The organism is Mesorhizobium alhagi CCNWXJ12-2, from assembly GCF_000236565.1.
GTDB lineage: Bacteria > Pseudomonadota > Alphaproteobacteria > Rhizobiales > Rhizobiaceae > Allomesorhizobium > Allomesorhizobium alhagi.
The window spans coordinates 51,299-72,888 of record NZ_AHAM01000024.1 but is presented as its reverse complement, the minus strand read 5'-3'; the positions used below and the strand labels follow the sequence as shown (position 1 = coordinate 72,888).

At 62.4% G+C, this 21,590-nt stretch carries 21 protein-coding genes; 8 read left to right on the top strand and 13 right to left on the bottom strand.

Going from position 1 to position 21,590, the window contains the following annotated elements; translation table 11 throughout:
- The coding region (ligD, locus tag MAXJ12_RS02580) for a DNA ligase D (RefSeq protein WP_008834194.1) at positions 1 to 2,648 on the bottom strand (2,648 nt) is incomplete at its 3' end.
- 354 nt (positions 2,649 to 3,002) lie between these two features.
- Here ligD and MAXJ12_RS02575 point away from each other — a divergent pair.
- From MAXJ12_RS02575 to MAXJ12_RS02565, 3 genes are all read left to right on the top strand, one after another.
- Entirely contained in the window at positions 3,003 to 4,076 is a 1,074-nt protein-coding gene (locus MAXJ12_RS02575; protein WP_008834192.1) for a glycosyltransferase family 4 protein, read from the top strand.
- 64 nt (positions 4,077 to 4,140) lie between these two features.
- Positions 4,141 to 6,309 carry an amylo-alpha-1,6-glucosidase gene (locus tag MAXJ12_RS02570; protein WP_008834191.1) on the top strand — a complete coding sequence of 723 codons (2,169 nt, stop codon included), beginning with the start codon at positions 4,141 to 4,143 and terminating at the stop codon, positions 6,307 to 6,309.
- A gap of 219 nt (positions 6,310 to 6,528) precedes the next feature.
- Positions 6,529 to 8,310, top strand: coding sequence for an alpha,alpha-trehalose-phosphate synthase (UDP-forming) (locus MAXJ12_RS02565; protein ID WP_139043774.1), 1,782 nt, complete (start codon positions 6,529 to 6,531; stop codon positions 8,308 to 8,310).
- 75 nt (positions 8,311 to 8,385) lie between these two features.
- Here the strand turns inward: MAXJ12_RS02565 and MAXJ12_RS02560 are convergent, their stop codons facing one another.
- Positions 8,386 to 8,637, bottom strand: coding sequence for a GlsB/YeaQ/YmgE family stress response membrane protein (locus MAXJ12_RS02560; RefSeq protein WP_008834189.1), 252 nt, complete (start codon positions 8,635 to 8,637; stop codon positions 8,386 to 8,388).
- A 271-nt stretch (positions 8,638 to 8,908) separates the two neighbouring features.
- Here MAXJ12_RS02560 and MAXJ12_RS02555 point away from each other — a divergent pair, with 271 nt between their 5' ends.
- On the top strand, positions 8,909 to 9,208 hold the full coding sequence (locus tag MAXJ12_RS02555; protein ID WP_139043771.1) for a hypothetical protein: 300 nt from the start codon (positions 8,909 to 8,911) through the stop codon (positions 9,206 to 9,208).
- Between the two features lie 23 nt (positions 9,209 to 9,231).
- Here MAXJ12_RS02555 and MAXJ12_RS02550 read toward each other — a convergent pair whose 3' ends face one another.
- From MAXJ12_RS02550 to cpaB, 8 genes are all read right to left on the bottom strand, one after another.
- On the bottom strand, positions 9,232 to 9,699 hold the full coding sequence (locus tag MAXJ12_RS02550) for a tetratricopeptide repeat protein (RefSeq protein ID WP_008834187.1): 468 nt from the start codon (positions 9,697 to 9,699) through the stop codon (positions 9,232 to 9,234).
- A gap of 133 nt (positions 9,700 to 9,832) precedes the next feature.
- On the bottom strand, positions 9,833 to 10,804 hold the full coding sequence (locus MAXJ12_RS02545; RefSeq protein WP_008834186.1) for a type II secretion system F family protein: 972 nt from the start codon (positions 10,802 to 10,804) through the stop codon (positions 9,833 to 9,835).
- Positions 10,804 to 11,766 (bottom strand): type II secretion system F family protein, encoded by a 963-nt coding sequence (locus MAXJ12_RS02540; RefSeq protein WP_008834185.1) that lies wholly within the window; start codon positions 11,764 to 11,766, stop codon positions 10,804 to 10,806. Before MAXJ12_RS02540 ends, MAXJ12_RS02545 begins: the two co-directional genes overlap by 1 nt.
- 5 nt (positions 11,767 to 11,771) lie before the next feature.
- Positions 11,772 to 13,190: a TadA family conjugal transfer-associated ATPase gene (locus MAXJ12_RS02535; RefSeq protein ID WP_040584658.1), complete on the bottom strand. Its 1,419-nt coding sequence runs from the start codon at positions 13,188 to 13,190 to the stop codon at positions 11,772 to 11,774.
- A complete protein-coding gene (locus tag MAXJ12_RS02530; protein WP_008834183.1) occupies positions 13,187 to 14,398 on the bottom strand; it encodes a CpaE/TadZ family protein in 1,212 nt (403 codons plus the stop codon). The genes MAXJ12_RS02535 and MAXJ12_RS02530 overlap by 4 nt, the downstream gene beginning before the upstream one ends.
- Positions 14,399 to 14,412: 14 nt before the next feature.
- Complete coding sequence (locus tag MAXJ12_RS02525; protein WP_050898774.1) at positions 14,413 to 14,682, bottom strand: hypothetical protein; 270 nt, start codon at positions 14,680 to 14,682, stop codon at positions 14,413 to 14,415.
- Between the two features lie 2 nt (positions 14,683 to 14,684).
- Positions 14,685 to 16,052 (bottom strand): type II and III secretion system protein family protein, encoded by a 1,368-nt coding sequence (locus tag MAXJ12_RS02520; RefSeq protein ID WP_008834181.1) that lies wholly within the window; start codon positions 16,050 to 16,052, stop codon positions 14,685 to 14,687.
- Positions 16,053 to 16,140: 88 nt separating this feature from the next.
- Complete coding sequence (gene cpaB, locus MAXJ12_RS02515; RefSeq protein ID WP_008834180.1) at positions 16,141 to 17,034, bottom strand: Flp pilus assembly protein CpaB; 894 nt, start codon at positions 17,032 to 17,034, stop codon at positions 16,141 to 16,143.
- A 91-nt stretch (positions 17,035 to 17,125) separates the two neighbouring features.
- Here cpaB and MAXJ12_RS02510 point away from each other — a divergent pair, with 91 nt between their 5' ends.
- From MAXJ12_RS02510 to MAXJ12_RS02505, 3 genes are read left to right on the top strand one after another with little or no spacing between them, the layout of a single operon-like run.
- A complete protein-coding gene (locus tag MAXJ12_RS02510) occupies positions 17,126 to 18,601 on the top strand; it encodes a TadE/TadG family type IV pilus assembly protein (protein ID WP_085983856.1) in 1,476 nt (491 codons plus the stop codon).
- A gap of 6 nt (positions 18,602 to 18,607) precedes the next feature.
- Positions 18,608 to 18,871, top strand: a complete 264-nt coding sequence (locus tag MAXJ12_RS36490; protein WP_139043770.1) for a hypothetical protein — start codon at positions 18,608 to 18,610, stop codon at positions 18,869 to 18,871.
- The gene (locus MAXJ12_RS02505) at positions 18,847 to 19,179 is read left to right on the top strand and encodes a four-helix bundle copper-binding protein (RefSeq protein ID WP_008834178.1); all 333 of its coding nucleotides are present in this window, start codon (positions 18,847 to 18,849) and stop codon (positions 19,177 to 19,179) included. The genes MAXJ12_RS36490 and MAXJ12_RS02505 overlap by 25 nt, the downstream gene beginning before the upstream one ends.
- Before the next feature lie 33 nt (positions 19,180 to 19,212).
- Here MAXJ12_RS02505 and MAXJ12_RS02500 read toward each other — a convergent pair whose 3' ends face one another.
- Positions 19,213 to 19,521, bottom strand: coding sequence for a hypothetical protein (locus MAXJ12_RS02500; RefSeq protein WP_008834177.1), 309 nt, complete (start codon positions 19,519 to 19,521; stop codon positions 19,213 to 19,215).
- A gap of 167 nt (positions 19,522 to 19,688) precedes the next feature.
- Here MAXJ12_RS02500 and MAXJ12_RS02495 point away from each other — a divergent pair, with 167 nt between their 5' ends.
- Positions 19,689 to 19,889: a hypothetical protein gene (locus MAXJ12_RS02495; RefSeq protein WP_008834176.1), complete on the top strand. Its 201-nt coding sequence runs from the start codon at positions 19,689 to 19,691 to the stop codon at positions 19,887 to 19,889.
- 23 nt (positions 19,890 to 19,912) lie between these two features.
- On the opposite strand, the gene MAXJ12_RS02490 is transcribed toward MAXJ12_RS02495, so the two are convergent.
- Complete coding sequence (locus tag MAXJ12_RS02490) at positions 19,913 to 20,683, bottom strand: exodeoxyribonuclease III (RefSeq protein WP_008834175.1); 771 nt, start codon at positions 20,681 to 20,683, stop codon at positions 19,913 to 19,915.
- Between the two features lie 15 nt (positions 20,684 to 20,698).
- Positions 20,699 to 21,535, bottom strand: coding sequence for a non-homologous end joining protein Ku (ku, locus tag MAXJ12_RS02485; RefSeq protein ID WP_008834174.1), 837 nt, complete (start codon positions 21,533 to 21,535; stop codon positions 20,699 to 20,701).
- Between the last annotated feature and the right edge of the window lie 55 nt (positions 21,536 to 21,590).

The window sequence follows — 21,590 nt, the reverse complement described above, 5'->3', positions numbered from 1 at the left end:
TGGCGGAGCCGCTTGATGGCCGGCTTCAGCGGCCGTTCGCTGTCGCGATAGTCCTGCCAGGCGGTGGTCTTGGCGAGCAGGGCCGGAGCGGTCCGCAGCGTGTAGCGTTTCGGGTCGAGACCCGGCTTCACCTCTTCCCAGTTCAGCGGCATCGATACGGCAGCTCCCGGCCGCGCGCGCGGCGATAAGGGCGCGACCGCCGTCGCCATGCGGTCGTTGCGGAGATAGTCGAGGAAGATGCGGCCGGTGCGCAGCTTCTTGGCCATGTTGACGAGATAACGGTCGGGGCTGTCGCGCGCCATCTGTTTGCAGACCTCCTGGGCAAAGGCCTTTGCTTCCTTCCAGTCCGGGCCGCCCCTGGCAGGCGCTTTCAGCGGCGTGACCACATGCAGGCCCTTGCCGCCGGTGGTCTTGCAGAAACTGACCATGCCGAGCGCGTCCAGCCGGTCGCGCATCTCCCTGGCCGCCTCGATGATGTCGGCAAATTCGACTTCCGGGCCGGGATCGAGGTCGAAGACCAGCCGGCCTGGCACTTCCGGCTTTCCGGGTTCGCAGTTCCAGGGGTGCAGTTCCAGCGCACCGATCTGGGCGACAGCGGCGAGACCCTCGACGCGGTCGATCTGCAGATAGGGTTTCTTATCGCCGAAGACCGGCACTAGCTCGATCAGTTTCGAAGTGCCGGGCATTGCATGGCGCTGGAAGAACTGCTCGCCGCCGATGCCGTCCGGCGCCCGGATTATCGAGCATGGACGGCCCCTTATGTGCTCGATCAGCCAGGGTCCTACCGCCTCGAAATACTCTGCGAGGTCCAGCTTGGTTACCGGCTCGCCGTCGCCGGCGTCGGGCCACATCTCCTTGTCCGGGTTGGATATCGCGACGCCCATGACCATCGGCTTTCCTCCCTTGCCTCGGATTCTGGCAGGCTTTGCGGCTTCCTTGACATCGGCCTTGGGTTCGGCGGCCTGCGTCTGCTCGTCGGGCGGTGTGGGCATTTCAGCTCTCACCTCGCGCGCGGGCTTGTCCTCGCGCAACCCCTTGAACGCAGCCTGCCTGATCTGGCCGCCATCGGTCCAGCCCGCGAACTGGATCTCGGCGACCAGTTCGGGTTTGGTCCAGTTGATGTTCGCCGCCTCGCGCGGCGCATTGGCGCCGGTAAAGGGGGATTTGTTCGTCTTCATCGCTTTCAGCTTCGGCAGCAGCTTCTCGACCTTCTCGCGGCCGAAGCCGGTACCGACGCGGCCGACATGGACGAAATGCCCATCGTGAAAAACGCCGGCGAGCAGCGACCGGAACTTCCCGTTCGTCGTCGTCCAGCCGCCGATCACGATTTCCTGGCCCCCCCGGCTTTTTGCCTTGGTCCAGCTTGCGGTCCGCCCGGATTCGTATGGAGCGCTCGCCTTCTTGGAGATGATGCCTTCCAGGCCGAGGCTGCTCGCCGAGCGCAGCACCGCCTCGCCATCGCCTTCGAAGTGCTCGACGAAGCGGATATGCGGCACGTCATCCGCGCTGTCGGCCAGCAGTTCCTGGAGCCTCGCTTTGCGCTCGGTGAGCGGCAGCGGCCGCAGGTCGTCAGACCCGTCGAACAACAGGTCGAAGGCGAAAAACACCAGATCCCCGGTATCCTGCTCGGACAATGCGGCCTGAAGCGCGCTGAAATCCGGCCTGCCGGAGCTATCCAGCGCGACGATTTCGCCGTCGATGATGCAATTGGGAAGCGCATCTCCTTCGGCGGCGATCGCGCCGAATTTGCCGCTCCAGTCGAGCCCCTTGCGCGTTTTCAGCACCGCGCGGCCGCTTTCGACACGCAATTGCATGCGATAGCCATCGAACTTGATCTCGTGGAGCCAGTCGGACCCGCTCGGCGCGCGGCTCACCGTTTGGCAAAGTTGCGGCGCGACGAAATCAGGCATGCCGGCCGACTTGCCGCGCTTGCGAGCGACCGGCTTCTTTAATTCCTGCTTCGGCGAAAGCTTTTCGCCGTCGCTGCGGTTGGAATTCCAGACCGCATCCGGGCTCGCCGTGCCGTCGCCGGCCAGCATGAAGGGGGTCGGCCCTTTACCCTTGCCCTTGGCGATTTCCGCCAAGCTGCGGCCCGACGCGACCGAACGGTCTTCCTTCAGGATCGCCTCGCCGTCACCCTCGCGCGCGAAAGCGTCGCGGTGCTTGATGAGCAGCCAGTTTGTGCGCTTGCCGCCGTCGCGGTCGCTCTTCATGCGCACCAGGACCCAGCTTCCATGCAGGCGTTTGCCTTCGAGCGTGAACTTCAGGTCCCCGGATTCCAGCGCCTTCTCCGGCGTCTTGCGGCCTTCGACGCTCCAGTAGCCACGGTCCCATAGCTGCACGGTTCCGCCGCCATACTGGCCCTTGGGGATGGTGCCTTCGAAATCGCCATAGGCGAGCGGGTGATCTTCGGTCTCGACCGCCAGGCGCTTGTCGTGCGGATCGAGCGAAGGGCCGCGCGTCACCGCCCAGGATTTGAAGACGCCGCCCAATTCGAGGCGCAGATCGTAATGCAGGCGCGTCGCGGCGTGCTTCTGGACGACGAAGCGGAGACGCGGAGACGGCGACGCTTCCGCCTCGTCGCTCGGCTCGGCGGTCTTGGTGAAGTCGCGTTTCGACCGGTATTTCGAAAGCTTCGTCTCTGCCATCAGGCCTCTCCGCGGCGGCTGTCTTCCTGGCACATGAACTTGACCGAAAAGTCTGCAACTTTTTCGGGGTCATGCTCGAACGCGAGCGAGCCAGTTTGGTTTCTGGCACGGATTTGCGCAATGCCCGGCATGCGAGCAGGAATCAGCTGCGATGGAACATAATTCGAGCCTCGCTGTTCGGCGCCGACGAGATGCGGCCGATCGTCTTCCTCCCAATCAGCAACGCGTCGCGACCGGCGGCGTCTCGTCGCCGCCCGGGACGGGCATGGAACTTTCCTTCCGAAACCGGCTTTCTGTCTGGTGGGGCAATGAATCGCGCCCTGCGGACAAGATGGGTTCCAAAGGAAATATTTTATGAGAATTGCGCATGTCGCGCCGCTGTTTGAAAGCGTGCCTCCGCGTTATTATGGCGGAACCGAACGCATCATCACCTACCTCGTCGACGGATTGGTGGAACTCGGACACGAGGTGACGCTGTTTGCCAGCGGCGATTCCAAAACCACCGCGACGCTCGTGCCCGTCAGAGACCAGGCGCTACGGCTCGATCCCTATCCGCTGAAATCGCAGATCGCGGCGCACCTCGCCATGCTGGACGAGGTTCGCCGGCGGGCCGACGAATTCGACATCATTCATTTTCACCTCAGCCATTTCCTGCATTTCCCGTTCTTCCAGGATATGCCCGAACGGACGGTCACCACGCCGCACGGACGGCTCGACTACAAGGACCTTCCCGGGGCCTACCGGCGTTGGCCGCACTTTCCGATGATCTCGATCTCGCACCGCCAGCGGCAGCCGTTGGCGGAGGCCAACTGGGTCGGAACAGTTCATCACGGCCTGCCGCTCGATCTCTATAAGCCGATCCCGCGACGCCAGGAGCCTGGCTATCTGGCCTTTCTCGGCCGGCTTTCGCGCGACAAGCGACCCGACCGGGCCATCGAGATTGCACGCCGCACGGGCATGAAGCTCAGGATCGCCGCCAAGGTCGGGGAAGACGACCGCGCCTATTTCCACGGCACCGTCGAGCCGCTGATCGACGGCGTTTCGGTCGAATATCTCGGCGAGATCGGCGAGGATCAGAAGGCCGATTTCCTTGGCAATGCCGCAGCACTGCTGTTTCCGATCGACTGGCCCGAACCGTTCGGGCTGGTGGTGATAGAGGCCATGGCCTTCGGCACGCCGGTGGTCGCCTGGAACAGCGGTGCGATGCACGAGATCATAGACGAAGGCGTGACTGGCCATGTCGTCGATTCCATTGACGGGGCGATAGCTGCGGTCGGGAGCGCTACGAAGTTCGACCGGAATCTGGTGCGGGCGGCGTTCGAGAAGCGCTTCTCGGCAACGAGGATGGCCCGCGACTATGCCGCTATCTACGGGCAACTCCTCGACACAGCGTCTCCCGGACGTAGAATTGGGGCGATGGCCGTCTGATTCCTCGATGGCACGGCCGCGAAGCGATCTGCCTCGCGGCGCGCACGAAACTGGTTGAACAGCAATGACGATACTCGACGAGCGAAAACTGGATCCGGCCGTCGCTCTGGCAGGGCTTGACGATACCGCTCCGCGCGAGCCGCATAGGCAGTTTGCGCTGAAGCATGGCGACTGTTTCGTGGTGGCGGACGCCTATGGCGACATACGCGGCGGCGGCGACGGCCTGTTTCGCGACGACACGAGGGTTTTGTCGCACTTCCGGCTGCTGGTCGGCGAGCGGGTTCCTTCGCTGCTGGGCGCTTCGCTCAGCCAGGACAATATGATTTTCACCGCTAACTTGACCAATCTGCCGCTTACGACGCTGGACGGCAGCGCTACCCCGCAAGGCGTCATCTATATCGAGCGCTCGCGCCTCCTTTGGGAGGACCGCATGTTCGAGCGCATCAAGCTCTCGAACTACAGCGATCGCGAGGCTCTGGTGCCTCTGACGCTGCGCTTTGCCGCCGACTTCCGCGACATGTTCGAAGTGCGCGGCTCGATCCGCAGCAGGCGCGGCCGGGACTACGACGTGGAAACGACGGAAGACAGCGTCAGCATGCGCTATGAGGGGCTCGACAAACTCGACCGCCACTCGACCATCGCATTTTCGGTGCGGCCCGACCGTATCCTTGCAAACCGCGCCGATTTCACCATGCGGTTGTCGAAACGGGGCAGCGAAACGCTGTTCATAGAGGTGGGCGCCGACCGGCCGGCCCCGCCGGGCCGCGAAAGATATCGGGCGGCTGCGGCGCGGGCTCGCTTCGGCATGCGGGCGAAGCGACGGCACGGTGCAACCGTGTTCAGTTCCGGCCGCGTCTTCAACGACTGGCTGTCGCGGGCGCGGGCAGACATTGCACTGCTCACCACCGACCTGCCGACCGGACCCTACCCCTATGCGGGTATCCCCTGGTTCTCGACAGCCTTCGGTCGCGACGGCGTGGTCTCGGCGTTGCAGATGCTGTGGCTCAATCCAGGGCTGGCGCGGGGCGTGCTGTCGTTCCTGGCGCAGCACCAGGCGACGGAAACCTCGCCCTTCAGCGACTCGCAGCCGGGCAAGATCATGCACGAAACCCGCAAAGGCGAGATGGCGGTGCTGCGCGAACTGCCGTTCGGACGCTACTATGGTGGGGTCGATACGACGCCGCTCTACATCTACCTGGCCTGCGCCTATGTGGAACGCACCGGCGACATGGAGTTCATCAACTCTCTCTGGCCCTCGCTTTGCGCCGCAGCCAATTGGATGGAGGAGGCAAGTCAGCAAAGCAGCAATGGCTTCGTTAGTTACCAGCGGGCCGCCGAATCCGGCCTCTCCAATCAGGGCTGGAAGGACAGTTTCGATTCCGTATTCCATGCCGACGGCACGATCCCGAAAGGCCCGATAGCGCTCGTGGAAGTGCAGGGCTACGTCTACGCCGCCTATCGAGGCCTCGCCGAACTCGCCTTGGCGCGCGAGGACGCCAGCAGAGCGGTGCACTGGACCGAATGCGCTGAAACCATGCGAAAAAGCGTGGAAGAGCACTTCTGGATGGATGACCGGGAGTTCTATGCCCTGGCGCTCGACGGCGACGGCCGTCCCTGTGAGGTCAGGACGTCGAATGCCGGGCATCTGCTTTTCGTCGGCCTGCCATCGCCGGAGCGGGCGCAGCGTGTCAGCGACCAACTGCTGTCGGCGTCGTTCCATTCAGGCTGGGGCGTGCGTACACTCGCTGACGACGAGATACTCTTCAATCCGATGTCCTATCACAACGGCTCGATCTGGCCACACGACACCGCTATCTGCGCAGCCGGTCTGGCGCGCTACGGCGTTCGCGACAGCCTGGTCAGGCTGCTGAGCGGCACCTTCGAGGCGGCGGTGCATTTCAACATGCGTCTGCCGGAGCTGTTTTGCGGCTTCACCCGCCAGCCCGGCGAAGCACCGATCGCCTATCCCGCCGCCTGCCTGCCGCAGGCGTGGTCGTCCGGATCGGTGTTCATGCTGATGCAAGCCTGCCTCGGCCTGGAGATCGACGGGCTGAAAGGCGAGATCCAGGTTACCCGGCCACGCCTGCCGATCGGCATCGACCATCTCACCATACGCCGATTGAGCGTCGGCGCAGCCGAGGTGGACCTGTCGTTCCAGCGCGTCGGCGACCGCGTGGTGGCTTATCTGGATACGCGCCATGAGGGGCTGGCGCCGCTGATCGTGCGCTCCTGATCAGGAGAGCGCGAAGGACGATTTTTTCCGGAACGGATCGATACCCCCGGGAGTTTCTCTGCCGACACGGTGCGGCGGGCCGGCTTTGGCCGGATGGCCGGCGTAACCGGTTATCCCGCATGAGGAAAAACCCTACCCGATGTTATTTGCATCAAGCATACTTCGTAACCGACCATGACAGACATCGATCCCAGTCTTCTGCAAGCATATCCCGGCGGAATGTGGGGATTGCTTGCTACCAGCCTTCTGCTTTCCGGGCTGGCCGTAGCCCTTTCGACGGCTATGTTTATGAGGTGGCGCTCGGCCGCCGGCCCTGCGGACGAGCCGCTTTTCCAGAACACCGGCCCGATGGCCGAAACGGCGCGCCAGTTGCTGCGCGAGTTCGAAAAGAACAGCGGAGACCACGACAACCCGCTCGTTTCATGGACGCCCGACACGCTGCGCCGCATCCTGCGGACGGAACTGCCGGGCGCGCAGGTCATAGTGGTCTCGAACCGCGAACCCTACATCCACAATCTGAAGGACGGCGAAGTCGATCTCATCGTGCCGGCGAGCGGGCTGGTGTCGGCGTTGGAACCCGTGACCCGAGCCTGCGCCGGCACCTGGATCGCGCATGGCGGCGGTTCGGCCGACAAGATTACCGTCGACGAGCACGATCACGTGCAGGTGCCGCCGGGCAAGCCCGCCTATACGCTGCGCAGGGTGTGGCTGAGCGAGGAGGAGCAGCAGGGCCATTACTCCGGCTTCTCCAATGACGGGCTGTGGCCGCTCTGCCATATCGCGTTCACGCGGCCTCTGTTTCGCGCCTCGGACTGGGAGACCTACGAGGCGGTGAACCAGAAATTCGCCGACGTCGTCGTCGAGGAGGCGCGCAACGAACGGCCGATTGTGCTGATTCAGGATTATCATTTCGCGCTGTTGCCGCGCATGATCCGACGTCGGCTGCCGGAGGCGATCATCATCACCTTCTGGCACATACCGTGGCCGAATTCGGAAGTGTTCAGCATCTGCCCATGGCGGGAGCAGATTCTAGACGGCCTGCTCGGCAGCTCGATCGTCGGCTTCCACATCCAGTTCCACTGCAACAATTTCATGGAAAGCGTCGACCGCTTCCTGGAAAGCCGGATCGAGCGCGAGCACTCCTCGATCTCCTATGGCGGCCAGACGACCCTGGTGCATTCCTACCCGATCTCGATCGAGTGGCCACCTGCGGCACTCGAAGCGCAGCCGCCGGTCGAGGAGTGCCGGCGCAAGGTCTTCGAGCGGTACGGCCTGTCGGATGACATGAAGCTGTTCGTCGGCGTCGAGCGCATGGACTACACAAAGGGCATCGTCGACCGCTTCCAGGCGATCGAGGAACTGTTCACCAATCATCCCGAATGGATCGGCCGGCTGGTCTTCCTGCAGATCGCGGCGCCGAGCCGCGGCACGCTTCCGGCCTACCAGCACCTTCACCAGGAATGCGTCGGCTTCGTCGACGCCTTCAACCAGCGCTACGGAACCGATGGCTACAAGCCGATCATCATGTTGGCGGAGCACCACACGCAGGAGGAGATCTACAACGTCTATCGTGCTGCCGATGCCTGCGTGGTCAGCAGCCTGCATGACGGCATGAATCTGGTGGCCAAGGAATTCGTGGCGTCGAGGGATGACGAGCACGGCGTGCTTATCCTCAGCACCTTTGCCGGCGCGGCGCGCGAACTGCTCGAGGCGGTGATCGTCAATCCCTACGACGCTACCGCCATGGGCGAGGCCATGATGCGCGCCCTGACGATGCCGGCGGAAGAACAGCGCCAGCGCATGCTGCGGATGCGGGAGATCGTTCGCGAAAACAACATCTATCGCTGGGCCGGCAGCATGCTCCAGGACGCCGCGCGGCTGCGCAAGCGCAACAGCATTCAGAAGGTGACAGAAAATCCCCAGCAGCAGAATCTGGGAGACAATATCGTACGCATGTTCGACAAGCGAAAAAGCCTGATGCGCGACAAGACGACTGCCTGAGCGACGTCCAGCGCAAAGTTAGCCTCCAGCCCCGAGACTGGAGGCTAACCGTCAGGACTGATCAGCCTGCCGATGCTACCGCCTGAACATCCGTCCAATGGCGATCAGGATACAGGCGCCGATGAAGCCTGCGATCAGATAGCCGATCCAGCCGCCCAAGCTCACGCCCACGAGGCCAAGAAGGGCATTCGCCACGATCGCGCCCACGATGCCGAGAACGATGTTCATGAGGAGCCCGAGATTGCTCTTCATGAACTGCTCGGCCAGCCATCCGGCCACGCCGCCGATTATGATGGCAGCTATCCAACCCACGCCTGCGTCTTCCATGTCGCTCTCCTCTCTCAAAAATCCAAAGGCATAATGCACTGTTTCGGGCGCGGCGGGAATGCCGCCTGTCGACGGCGGTCATGACCAGGCAATGCCGGCCCTCCGCCGATGCCCGGTTGTATTCCTGCAACAAATGCAATTGACGGCGGAAGTGTTCCATTGCGGCCGGATGCAGCCTGAGTTTGTGATCAAACCCACAGATAACCCAGCGAAAGGCGAGTAGCGATTGGAGCAGCAAAATTCGGAACCGCGGATGCGGGAAAGCCGTTTCATGAGAGCAGACCAGACGACGAGCCGGACAATGCATCTGGAACCAAAACAGCCATTTGGCCTCTTCGAAGCCATCCTGTCCGCTTCGGTCTTGGCGGTGGTGGTTTTCCTGTCGTTCTATTTGCTGAGCGATATCAGGCAGCCTGAAACGGTGCGGCTGACTTATCTGGGCCTGGAAAGGAAAAACCCGCCGGAAGAAGCCGCATCAACAGCGAAGACGCAGCTTTGCCTCGACAGCGACCTGCCGTGCCTGCCTTCCTCGTTCGACGGCGCGCTGCTTGCCGAGCGCCCGTCCGAATAGGTCCACCTCGCTTGGACCATGCTCTATGATTTGTTGAGGAGCGCTAGGTTGGCGTCGACGATTGCGGGGTCGGCCATGCCCGCTCTGGCTTCCAGGAGCAGGGCCTGCGCCTTCTTCCTGTTGCCACGCAGGAGCTGCGAATAGCCCATATTGTTCACGATCCGCGCCTTGCGGCCGGTAAGCTTGAGAAGCTGGTCATAGGCGCGGTCTGCAAAATCAAAGCGGCCGAGCTGGTCGTAGGATGCGGCGAGGCCCATCCAGGCCTCGGCATTGCCGGCATTGAGCTCGACGGCCTTGCGGAAATGCGTTTCGGCGAGACCGTAATTGGCTTCGCGGAACTGCGTCTTGCCTGCGGCAAGATCGGCCGCGCTGATGTCCTGCGCGACCGGCGCGATAGCCGTCGTCTCGGTATTGTCGATCTTGCTCGATGTGCAGCCTGACGCGACCACAAGCGCGATGGCGGCCATAGCCGTGAAATGTATCTGACGCATCTGCCCCGTCCCGTAGAGCCCGTTTTCCGGCTCTTTACCCGCGACCGACATTACACTCGACCTGTTAAATCAAGGTGCCGGAATGTCGTTAAAATTAGGAAACCCTAATAGGAAGCATTAACCAGAGCCGCGCTCATTCGCCCATCGTCGACATCTTCACGATGACCGGAATGATCGCCACCATCAGCACGACCGGCAGGATGCAGACCGTGACCGGCACCGACATCTTGGCCGGCAGAGCATGCGCCTTCTCCTCGGCCATAGACATGCGCTTGTGGCGCATCTCGTCTGAAAATACCCGCAACGCTCCCGACAGGCTGGTGCCGAGTTCCTTCGACTGCTGCAGCAACGTGGCGAAGGAGCGCACTTCCTGAAGGCTCAAGCGATCGGCAAGCGATTTCAGCGCATCGTCGAGGCTGCGCCCCGCTCGCAATTCCAGCGAGACGAGCGTGAGGTTCTGGCTGAGCGACGGGTAGGTGAGGAACAGTTCCTTGGCGACGCGCTCGATGCCCGCTTCCATGCTCATGCCGGCATCGGAACAGACGATCATAAGATCCATGAAATCAGGAAAGCCGTTGCGGTATTCGCGCATCTTGGTGCCGATCTGCCGCGAAAGCGCCAGGCCGGGAAAGAAATAGCCGGCGCCGCCGGTCATGATGACGAATGCCCCGCGGCTCATCGCGGATGAGCCGCCGCCCATCCAGCGGTCGGCCAGTAACGCGCCTACGGCCCCGACAGCGAAGCCGACGAACCGTATGAGGAAGAACTTACCGACGGCCGATGGATCCATGTGGCCGGCCTGAATCAGCCGCATGCGCAACCGCGCGACGTTTTCGGGATCGCTCTTGGCGTAGAAATCATGCGCGGTCTTCATCGCCTTTTCGCGGACCACACCTGGGGATTTTTTCTTCGGTGCGGCATCCGGAACGGGCGCGACCGGCATGTCGGCCTCGACCTTCAGCCGGCGCTTCACGTCACTGCGGCCACCACGATGGGCGAGCAGCGGCCACGCTACCGCGACGCCGCCGAGGACCAGAAGCAGCAGCGCAGCCGGCGCCAAAGAGGTTGGCCGAAGCGCGGCGAGAAATACGATCAGGGTTTCCATCAGAATTTGAAGTTCGACATCTTGAACATCATGGCATTGCCGATCATCAGCCAGGCGAACGATCCGCCGAGCAGGTACCAGGTCATCGGCTCACCCCAGACGTCTTCATAGAACTGCGGCATCAGCACCTGAATGCTGGTCATAAGCAGCGCCGGAACCGCGGTCAGGATGTAGGCGGACATGCGGCCTTCGGTGGAGATGGCGCGGACCTTGCGCTTGAGTTTGCCGCGCTCGCGGATCACGGAGGAGAGCCCGTCGAGAATCTCGCGCAAATTGCCGCCGGAACTGCTCTGGATCGAGACTGCGGTGACGAAAAGCGGCAGATCCTCGTGTCCTACACGCTCGAACAGCGAATGCAGCGCAGTAACCAGATCCGATCCGTAGGTAACCTCGTCGGCGACGACGCCGAATTCGGTGCCGATCGGATCGGGCATTTCGCGGGCGACCATGGAAATGGCGACCGGAACCGGATGGCCGGCCTTGAGGCTGCGCGTGATCAGTTCCAGAGCCTCGGGAAGCTGCAGGCCGAACATCTTGTGGCGGCGCTTGCGCAGGAAGCGCAGCACCATCACAGGAATGAGGAGGCCGAGTACAGGGAAAGCTGCAAGCCCGAAAAGGACGGGAAGCCCCTTCCAGATCGCCACAAAGACCGGCAACGCGGCGACGCCGCTGGTGATGGCGAAGAACTTCGGCAGCGGAGTTATCAGGCCGGACTGGGTCCGTAGCGCGCGAAAGCGGTTGAGCGAGAACATCGGCGCGCTTTCCAGGCCGCGCTCTTTGCGAAGCTGGATCAGCACCTGTTCCTGGCTGAGCTTCTTCTCCTGCAGCTTGACTCGGCGGTTGATCGCGGCGCGCCGATCCTTGGCTCCGGCATAGAGCAGATAGAACGCTTCGGCGATCATGATGCCGGTGAGGGCAGCACCGGCATAGATCAGGTAGATGGAGCTGAAACCGTCGAACATCGCGGCTATTCCAGCGGCCGGCCGGGCTCGAAATACTTGCCCGGAAACTCGATTCCCATCGCCCTCATGTCCTCGAGGAAGCGCGGGCGGATGCCGGTCGCCTCGAAATGGCCAAGGATCTTTCCGTCCGCCTCCATGCCGGTGCGCACGAAGCGGAAGATCTCCTGCATCTGGATGACGTCGCCTTCCATGCCGGTGACTTCGGCGACGCTCGTCACCTTGCGCTTGCCGTCTGAAAGGCGGGTCAGCTGCACGATGATGTCCAGCGCGCTGGCTATCTGGCTGCGGATCGACTGCACCGTCATCGGCATGCCGGTCATGCCGAGCATCTGCTCCAGGCGGCTGATGGCGTCGCGCGGCGTGTTGGCGTGGATGGTCGCCATCGAACCTTCGTGGCCGGTGTTCATGGCCTGGAGCATGTCGAACGCCTCTTCGCCGCGGCATTCACCGAGAATGACGCGGTCGGGGCGCATGCGCAGCGCGTTCTTGACGAGGTCGCGCTGCTTCAATTCGCCATGGCCCTCGATGTTGGCCGGCCGCGTTTCCATGCGCGCGACGTGCGGCTGCTGCAATTGCAGTTCGGCGGCGTCCTCGATGGTGATCAGCCGCTCGTCCTCCGGGATGAAGGCCGACAGGGCGTTGAGCATCGTCGTCTTGCCGGTGCCGGTGCCGCCGGAGATGATGGTGGTCTTCCTCGCATGGACGGCAGCGGCGAGCACCTCGGCCATGTTCTGGGTGATGGCGCCAAATTCGACCAGCTTGTGCAGGCCGAGCTTGTTCTTCGAGAACTTGCGGATGGAAACCAGCGGCCCGTCAACGCCGACGGGGCGGATCGCGGCGTTGAAGCGCGAGCCGTCGAGCATACGCGCATCGACCATGGGCTGGGATTCATCGACGCGCCGCCCGACCGCAGCGACGATCTTGTTGACGATGCGCAGCAGATGCGCTTCGTCCTTGAACGGGATGTGCACCTGCTCGAGCTTGCCGCGCCGCTCGACGAAGCAATTCTCGTGGCCGTTGATGAGAATGTCGTTGATGGTCGGATCCTTGAGCAACGGTTCCAGCGGACCTAGGCCGACCATCTCGTCGACGATATCGTCGACCAGGGCGTCGAGTTCGGCGACATTGATCGCCAGCCGCTCCTGGCGTGTCTTCTCCGACACGAATTCGCGCACTTGTCGGCGCATCTCGTCGCGAGGCAGGCGCTCCAGCGCCACCAGGTTGATCTCCTCTATCAGCATGCGGTGGATGCGCACGCGCGCGTCGAGCACCTTGGTCGGCTTGGCCGGCCCGACCTCGGCCTTCGGCGGACCGGGCTTGCGTGTCGTCGGGATCACCACCGCAACATGCTGGCTGGCGGCAGGCTCCAACGGGCGCTCTAGTCTTACGTCACGCTTCTGTAGTGTCGAAAAGCGGCTGGTCATCCGGCTTTCCTCAAAAGTCCCTTGCCGAGGCCGAACAGCGAGCGCGACTTCTTCGTGGCGACCACAGCTTCCTCGGGCAGGATGATCCGCTTCAGATCGTTGACGACATTGGCGTTGGGGTCGATCTCGTGCAGCGGCACGCCGCGATCAACCGCCTCGCGCACCAGCCGGTAATTGTTGGAGATGCCGCCGACGAAATGCTCGCCGAGCAGTTCCTGCACGTCGGCCTGCTTGATGCCGCTGTCGAACATGCGTTGCTCGAAGCGATTGACGATGACGTTGGGCTTCACTTCCTTGCCGGCCGTCTCGTAAACGGCCTGGATCAGCCGCTGCGTGTGGCGCAGGCACGGCACCGTCATCTCGGCGACGATGTAGAGCTTGTTGGAGCCGAGCAGCACCGTCTCGGTCCACGGGAACCATGTGCGCGGCATGTCGATGACGACATTGTCGAAATAGGCAGAGACGAGATCGAGCACTCGCACGACGACATCGGTATTGAACGAACGCATTTCGGACGGTCGGGTCGGCGCGGCGAGCACGCACAGCCCACTCGAATGCTTCGACAGCATGACATCGAGAAGCTGGCGGTCGAGGCGCTCCGGCTGGTTCTCGATCTCGTTGATGTCGAAGCGGGGCTCGAGATCGAGATACTCGGCGCAAGAGCCCTGCTGAAAATTCAGATCGACGACGCAGGTGGAGGCGCCGCGGGTCATCGAATTGTGCAGTTGGAACGCCGTCTGGAGGGTCAGCGTCGTCGTACCGACGCCGCCGGCAGCCGGCATGAACGTGTATATCTGCGATTCGGCGTTTTCCTCGCGGCCCGGCCCCTGAAGCGCACGAATGCAGGAGCGGACCAGATCGGCCGTGGTGATCGGCTTGACGAGGAAGTCGGCGATCTGGAGCTGCACCAGGATGCGCACCGCCGCAGCGTTGAATTCCTGGGTTACGACGATGATCGGCGCGCGGCCTTCCAGCCGGCGTGTGATGCGCTGCAGCGCATCGATCTCATCGAGCCTCGCCGCGTCCATGTCGATGATCACCGCGCCGCAGTCGGCTTCCTGGATCTCTGCGCGCAGGTCGCCGACATTCTTCTCGACCACGACCAGCTCGATCTTCTCGGACGAGGCGAACGCCGCCTTGGTGTCCTGCAGGAACGCCTTGTCGGCCGAAACCAGGAGGATGCGCTTGCTGTTTTTTGTAGCGGCCATTTCGCTGCTCCGTCCTACTTGTCGTCGCCGATCGAGCTGTCGATCCGCTCCGCCGCGACGGCCGCCGCTTCGTCAGACCTGTACTGGTCGAGGTCGGCCGGCACGATCAGGTTGGTGTCCTCGACGCCGCGCGGCCACGGATCGACCATCTGCATGACCGTATTGGCCGCCACGGCGTTGCCTGCGCCGACGGTCAAACCATTCATGCGCGCCGTTTCCTCCGTGGCGCAGCCGGCGGAGAGAGCGATGCTTGCAAACAGGGTTATGGTCGGGAGCTTGCGCATGTTCATTCCTTCGGCAGATCGAGGAAATGGCCGACGGAGGCGCGAGGCGCGGCCGGCGTGAGAGCGTTTTGCGGAGCGCCGGCTTTCACTTCCTCCACATTGCCCAGAAAGTAATCGACGTTGCTGGCCGCCATCGTGCCGTCGGTCGGCACCAGCGGCTTCTTGGTCGGGTCGATCGGCTTGACCAGAAAAGGCGTGACGATGATCACCAGATCCGTCTCCCGGCGCTGGTAGGCCCTGGAGCTGAAAAGCGGCCCCAGAATCGGCAGCTTGCCAAGCCCCGGGACGCGCTGCTGCACCATGTCGTTTTCGCTCTGCAGCAGGCCGGCCATCATGAAGCTCTGGCCGCTCTTAAGGTCGATCGAGGTGCGCGCGCGCCGGACAACAAAGCCGGGAATGGAGATATTGCCGATATTATAGGAAGCCGAAGTGTCGACCGACGAAACCTCCGGCTCGATGTCGAGGGCGATAAGACCGTCGCTCAAAACGGTCGGCGTGAAATCGAGGCTGACGCCGAATTTCTTGTAGTCGACGGTGATCTTGCCGTCATCTTCGGAAACCGGGATCGGAAACTCGCCACCGGCTAGGAAGCTGGCCTTTTCACCGGAGCGCGCAATCAGATTTGGTTCGGCGAGGCGGCGAGCGACACCGCGATCCTCGAGCGCTTTGATGGCGACGTCTATCGAAACGCCATTGGTGAGCAGCGCGCCGAGCAGCTGCGCCGCCGCGGGCGAGTTGGTGGCCGACGGGGTCGAGTTGAAGGCAATGCCGCCGTCGGAGCCCAGATAGCGCACGCCGATCTTGGTGCCGAGTTCCTGACCGACCTGCCGGTTGATCTCGACGAAGCGGACGTTGAGTTGGACCTGCTGCGACGACGAGATGTTGACCGAGTTGATCACCTCCTCCTCGCCGGAAAAGCGCGTCGCGATGCGCGTCGCCTTGTCGACGGCGACCGCATCTTCGGCCGAACCGGACAGGATCACGCGGCCATTGGCCGAACTGACCTTTATGTCGGCGCCGGGTACGCTGTCGCGGATGGTGCTGGCCAGCCGGTCGGTGTCGAGCGTTACCTCGATGTCCATGGTGCCGACGAGTTGCTTGTTTTCGTCGAACAGAGCGATGCCGGTCGTGCCGAGATTGTTGCCAAGCACATAAAAGGAGCGGTCGGTCAGCGGGTTGACGTTGGCGATCTCGGGATCGCCGATAACGATCTCGTAGAACGGCACATCGGTCTTGACCGTTTTGGGCTTGCCCTTGGCGAGCCTGATCGACGCGTTCTTGGAGGAGGTGATGTGAACGACATCATTGCCGGCCTGCGCGCCGTGCGGCGCGATCAGCATCGGGCCAGCGACCGAAATCGCAAGAAACATCATCGCCACGGCACGCGCCCGGCACAATCCTGAATTCCCCATCCACCCCAACATGCCCTGTCCCCAACCGGCGCCCCTGCCGGCATTCTCATTCGTCAGGCGATACGACCTGATAGCTTTGCGGCTCGGTGCCGCGCGTCACGACGACTGTCGTGAATTTTGGCCCTTCCGGCTCCTCGGCGGCCTTGAACAGCGCGCCAGCGGATTCCGCCGCCCGGGCAGCCACCGAACCGCCAAAGGCCGAGATGGTCGTCACGCCATCGACCGATGCGCCGCCCTGGCTGGACGACCTGAGCGACAGCGACAGTGTTCCCACGGTGCGAGCGAGGGCGACCTTCTGCGCGCCTCCGCCATCGACCTCAATGGTTACGGATTCCACGATTTGCGGGCTGGTCTGGCGCGTGTCGGCGCCCTGGCCGACCGTCAGCACCTTGGCGTTCTCGACCACGATTTCAGTGGTGATTGTCGAGCCGGCCGCACCCTGGGCGTTCTTCTGGACTTCAGTGATGGCGCCGGCGTCGCGCGTCAGCACGACATCGACGCGGTCGCCCGGCGTGACGAAGCCGCCGACGCCCGCAATCTCGTCGGTGCGGATGGTCACGGCGCGCATGCCCGGCGAAAGAAGGTTGGAAAGCGTCGCGCGGCCATTGGGGCCAGACAGCTTGGCCAGAAGCAGCGGCTCGTTGATTTCGACCGGCGTCAGCACGACGCGGCTGCCTTCGGCCAGAAGTGCGTCGATGGTGCTGAACGATCCTTGTGGCAGCGCCTCCTGCGGCCACGGAATCTCGCGCAACTGCGCCCGGTCGACCGGCATGCCGAAGCGCAGCGGCTCTGTGGCGACGACGATGGTGTTGAATTCCACTTCCGGAGCGGCCGGCAATAGCGCCGCAGGTTCCGTGGTGCGGGCGCTGGCCTCGCTCTTGATCCACAGATCGGCGGCAAAGATCGAAACCGCGCCGAACACGGCGGCGATGCCGATCATGGTAATTGCCTTGCCCCTCACGCCCTCGACCCCTTCGCGCCCCTTGTCGAGCGGAGGCTAAGTAGCAATCCTGAATAATTAGGAACCTGGAATGTTTGGTTTTCGATCTATGTTGGGTTTTGGTTACCACGGCATGAAGCAGGCCGACGGCATTCGAGCAACTTCCGGAACAGGCTTTTTAGGGCTTTATGTGAATGTCCCCGCGATACGAGGGGCGACTTCCATGTTCCGCAGGTTTCTGCAGGATACGAGCGGCAATTATGCGCTGGCGATAGGCTTGGCAGGCGTCGCAACGATTCTAGTCATCCACAAAGCCGTCTCTTGGCTCGAAGGCCTCATACTGCCCCAGCGACAAATTTCCTTGATACGGTTCGTTCAGGACCGTCGGGGCAACTTTGCCGTAGGCATTTGTATCATGCTCTTACCGCTAATAGGGGCGGTCGGCATGGCCGTTGATGTCACCAATATCAACTTGGAGAAAAGCAGACTGCAATTGGCCTTGGACGCCGCAAGTATGGAGATCGCAGTAAAGGTCAATTCGGGCCTCACCCATAGTGAATTGCAAGCTTATGGAGACAATCTTCTGAAGGCCAACTTGGCTTCGCTCGAGGTTGATACGAGCGACATTCCGTCGCTTGTCTACCATGGCATGGCAACAGGGCAGGACGGGACACAAAGCCTCAGGACCGAGACCCGTCTCCCCTATCGCTACCTCGTTCCTCGCCTCGTCGGCGATCATCCCACATCGACAAATATTCTCGTGCAGTCCCGAATTTCCTCCAATAGCGGCGACGCAGCATGCGTCTATGCGCTCAACCGGACTGCGCCGCGTGCTTTCGAAGCGGCCGGGAGTACCGCGGTAAGCATGGATGGCTGCATTATCGCCTCCAATTCATCGGCCACGGATTCCATCTACGTTGGCGGCGATGCATCTCTTGAGGCGGACTGCCTTCAATCCTCCGGTGGTATAGTCGCAACCAGTGGACTGACTACCGATTGCGAGCAAAATCGGCTGAACGCTTGGCGACTTCCAGATCCTTGGGGCAACCTGAAGAAGCCGGTACCGCCCATCCTATATCCCAACCCGGGCAAAAGCGACCTGAACGTCAGACCAGGGCGGTATCGAAACCTCGATCTGAATGGCGACAAGACGCTGGAACCAGGCCTCTATTATGTGGAAGGATCCCTTTCCGTCAAAGGAACGGTTACCGGGGCCGGTGTAACTATTTTCATGGCGGACGGCGGCATAACAGTGAATGGCAACGGGTCGTTGTCCCTGAGCGCGCCGTCAACCGGAGATTATGCAGGCATGCTCATGATGTCGGCTCGGACAAACACAGCATCACATCTGTTTAACGGAAACGGAGCCACCGACCTTAATGGCGTGCTCTATTTTCCCTATGGCGCACTGACGTACAATGGCAACAACGGCAGCAACAGCACCTGCATGCGCATTGTCGCGGATACAATTAAGATGAGCGGCAATTCGAACATCAAATCCGACTGCAGCGCAGAACTGGGCGGGCGCGAAGCGAGAGTCGCTGGCCCATTTTACTTTTCGAAGTAGCTCCCGTTGCTGAACAAGCCCGCTAAGCTGTTCTGGAATACCATCGGTGGAAACCTCGCCGAGGCGTTCAAGGACATCGCCAACGAACTGTCCAATTTGCATCGTTGGCTGACGGGCGACACAGGTCCAAGCGGTAGCAGGCATTGCCGCTGCCGTTGGCAATCTTCCTTCTTCAGCCGCGGAACATCTGATCGCCATGACGATTGGGCGGTTATTCCAGACACGCAAAATGAAGGGATATCCGAATGCATCACATCAGCGCTGAAATGAAGCAATGCATCGATGAGTGCCTGGACTGCTATTCGGTATGTTTGTCGACGGCGATGGGTCACTGCCTCGAAATGGGCGGCGAGCACACCAAGCCGCCGCACTTCAAGCTCATGATGGCCTGCGTCGAGATTTGCCGTACATCGGCGCATTTCATGCTCATCGGCTCCGAGCATCACAAGCATGTCTGCCGCGAATGCGCGGAAATCTGCATGGAATGCGCGCAAGATTGTGAGCGGATCGGCGACATGCAGGAATGCGTGGATGCTTGCCGGAGCTGCGCCGAAAGTTGCCGCAAGATGAGCGCCTGACGTTTCCTTCGACCCGTTGAAGCGGACGCTCGCTCACATCTGGTCGTTGTAGGGCCGCTTGGTTTCGCCGACGAGCCTCGCCAGCTCCGAAAATTGCGGGACGTCACCGGCCGCCTGGCTGTTGTTGGCGATCTGGAGCAGGCGAATGGGAAAGCAGACGGCGTCACGATTCGCCGGCGAAAGATCTTCGGTCAGCCGGTCCTCACCGACAGCATTCGCTTCCGCCCGGCGGAGCGCCATGTCGATCTCCTCGACGGTGAGCAGCCCCTTGCGCACAAGCGCGCTGTTGATCGACGCGATGGCCAGATAGAGGCCCTCCAGCTGCAGATTCGCGGTGTTCATGGGTGATGCTCCAGAAGTCGCCAGGCCGGCATTGCCCGGCCCTTTTCCGAAACAATGGACCGGAAGGAAGGTTCCGCCGGCCGCCGGGCCGGAACAAATCGGTCGCCCGTCTGTTGACGAGAGCTAGTGCTGATCCGAACCAAGGGATCAAGCTCCATGGAGGCGGCATGAAGATCGACATACTCGCCATCGGACTTCTTGCCATGCTGGCAGGCTGCGGCGAAACCGATCCGAACACCCCCGGATCGCAAGAGCCCGTCCCGGCGCCCGAAGTCGAGGCGGACCCGACGCCGCAGACCGGCACCGGAGGCCAGCAGCAGACCGACGCTCCCGCCACTACCACCAACGGCGCGCCGGCAGCCGACTGAACGCTGCCACATTCCCGGTGCTGCTACCGCAATACGATCCATGTCGGCGCATGGTCGCTTGCGCCTTCCCTGCCGCGCACAGCCTTGTCGACTCCCGCGTCTGTCAGCCTGCCGGCGAGTTCGTCGCTCAGAAGCAAATGATCCAGCCGCAGGCCGGCGTCGCGCGACCAGCGGCCGCGCTTGTAGTCCCAGAACGTGTAGACGGTTTCGGAGGGGTGTTGCACCCGGATCGCGTCGGTCCAGCCCTGGGCGAGGAGGGCGCGGAAAGCGGCGCGGCTTTCGGGCTGAACCAGCGCGTTATCGCGGTACGAAGTGGTCGGGTAGATGTCGGCTTCGGTGGGAACGACGTTGAAGTCTCCGGCCAGCACCACCGGCAGGGCGGCTTCGTACAGCTCGCGGGCTCTCGCCTCCAGCCGTTCCATCCAGGCCAGCTTGTAGTCGAAGCGCGGGCCGGGCTGCGGGTTGCCGTTCGGAGCGTAGAGGGAGGTCACGATCACACCTTTGACCGCGGCCTCGACATAGCGGCTTTCGCCGTCTTCATCGTCTCCCGGCAGGCCGCGCGCCGTCTCGACCGGTTCGGCGCCGCGCGCCAGGATGGCGACGCCGTGCCAGGATTTCTGCCCGTGCCATATTGCGCCGTATCCGGCGCGGGCGAGCGCCGCCGCCGGAAATCGCCGGTCGGCGCATTTCAGCTCCTGCAGGGCGACGACGTCCGGCTCTGCCTCTTCCAGCCATTCCAGCAGGTTAGGTAGGCGGCCATTGATGCCGTTGATGTTGAACGTCGCTATCTTCATCCCGCCCTGACGGCGTCAGGCGGATTTGCGCTTCGGCTCGGCCCTGGCGGCCGGCTTCTTGGCCGGAGCCTTTACGCCTTCCTTCTCCAGGCTCTTGCGCAGCACATCGGCGAGGTTGATGACGTTCTCCTTCGGCGCAGGCGCGGCCTTGGGCAACTTCTTGCCGGCGCGCTTGGCGTTGATCAGCTCGATCAGGGCATTCTCGTAACGGTCCTCGAATTTCGACGGATCGAATGTTGTCACCTTCTTCTCGATGATCAGCGAAGCGATCTCGGCCATATCGGGGTCGACCTTGCGGTCGCCGATGTCGTCGAACACGGTGTCGGCGGCGACAACCTCATTGTGATTGCGCAGCGTCGTCATGATCATGCCGTTGCCCAGCGGCTCGATGACCACCGGACGCTCGCGCTGATAGAGCACAATGGAGGCCGTACCGACCCGCTTCTTGCGCTTCATCGCCTCGCGGACGACGGCGAAAGCCTCGGTAGAGGCCCGATCGGCTGGATAGAGGTAATAGGGTTTTTCGAGGTAGAGCGACTGGACCGAAGCCTTGTCGACGAAGCCCTCGATGTCGAGCGTATGCTCCGACGTCACCTTCAGGCTCTTGATTTCCTCCGGCTCGATGAGCACGAAGTCGCCATTGTCCAGTTCATAGCCCTTGACCTGGTCTTCGCGTTCGACCGGCTTGCCGGTCTCCTCGTCGACGTAGCGGGCCTTCACCGGCAACCTCGACTTGCGATTGAGGGTGCGGAAATGCACCTTCTCGGCCTCGCTCGTCGCTCCTGTCAGCTTGACGCCGCAGGTTACGGTGCCAAGTTTCAGAAAGCCCTTCCATACCGCCCGTGCTACCATAATACATCTCCACGGCGTCCAAGCCCTTGACTATACAAGTGAAGGCGAACGGCCG

Bases quoted from the DNA above. Each gene is read 5' to 3' on its own strand.
- cpaB (WP_008834180.1), bottom strand. From the start codon at position 17,034: ATGATCGGCATCGCCGCCGTGTTCGGCGCGGTTTCGATCTTTGCCGCC.
- MAXJ12_RS02500 (WP_008834177.1), bottom strand. From the start codon at position 19,521: ATGAACACCGCGAATCTGCAGCTGGAGGGCCTCTATCTGGCCATCGCG.
- MAXJ12_RS02560 (WP_008834189.1), bottom strand. From the start codon at position 8,637: ATGGAAGACGCAGGCGTGGGTTGGATAGCTGCCATCATAATCGGCGGC.
- MAXJ12_RS02570 (WP_008834191.1), top strand. From the start codon at position 4,141: ATGACGATACTCGACGAGCGAAAACTGGATCCGGCCGTCGCTCTGGCA.
- MAXJ12_RS02540 (WP_008834185.1), bottom strand. From the start codon at position 11,766: ATGTTCGACGGTTTCAGCTCCATCTACCTGATCTATGCCGGTGCTGCC.
- MAXJ12_RS02510 (WP_085983856.1), top strand. From the start codon at position 17,126: ATGTTTGGTTTTCGATCTATGTTGGGTTTTGGTTACCACGGCATGAAG.
- MAXJ12_RS02555 (WP_139043771.1), top strand. From the start codon at position 8,909: ATGAGAGCAGACCAGACGACGAGCCGGACAATGCATCTGGAACCAAAA.
- MAXJ12_RS02495 (WP_008834176.1), top strand. From the start codon at position 19,689: ATGAAGATCGACATACTCGCCATCGGACTTCTTGCCATGCTGGCAGGC.
- MAXJ12_RS02575 (WP_008834192.1), top strand. From the start codon at position 3,003: ATGAGAATTGCGCATGTCGCGCCGCTGTTTGAAAGCGTGCCTCCGCGT.
- MAXJ12_RS02490 (WP_008834175.1), bottom strand. From the start codon at position 20,683: ATGAAGATAGCGACGTTCAACATCAACGGCATCAATGGCCGCCTACCT.
- MAXJ12_RS02565 (WP_139043774.1), top strand. From the start codon at position 6,529: ATGTGGGGATTGCTTGCTACCAGCCTTCTGCTTTCCGGGCTGGCCGTA.
- MAXJ12_RS02505 (WP_008834178.1), top strand. From the start codon at position 18,847: ATGCATCACATCAGCGCTGAAATGAAGCAATGCATCGATGAGTGCCTG.
- ku (WP_008834174.1), bottom strand. From the start codon at position 21,535: ATGGTAGCACGGGCGGTATGGAAGGGCTTTCTGAAACTTGGCACCGTA.
- MAXJ12_RS02530 (WP_008834183.1), bottom strand. From the start codon at position 14,398: ATGGCCGCTACAAAAAACAGCAAGCGCATCCTCCTGGTTTCGGCCGAC.
- MAXJ12_RS02525 (WP_050898774.1), bottom strand. From the start codon at position 14,682: ATGCGCAAGCTCCCGACCATAACCCTGTTTGCAAGCATCGCTCTCTCC.
- MAXJ12_RS02550 (WP_008834187.1), bottom strand. From the start codon at position 9,699: ATGCGTCAGATACATTTCACGGCTATGGCCGCCATCGCGCTTGTGGTC.
- MAXJ12_RS02545 (WP_008834186.1), bottom strand. From the start codon at position 10,804: ATGGAAACCCTGATCGTATTTCTCGCCGCGCTTCGGCCAACCTCTTTG.
- MAXJ12_RS02520 (WP_008834181.1), bottom strand. From the start codon at position 16,052: ATGTTTCTTGCGATTTCGGTCGCTGGCCCGATGCTGATCGCGCCGCAC.
- MAXJ12_RS02535 (WP_040584658.1), bottom strand. From the start codon at position 13,190: ATGACCAGCCGCTTTTCGACACTACAGAAGCGTGACGTAAGACTAGAG.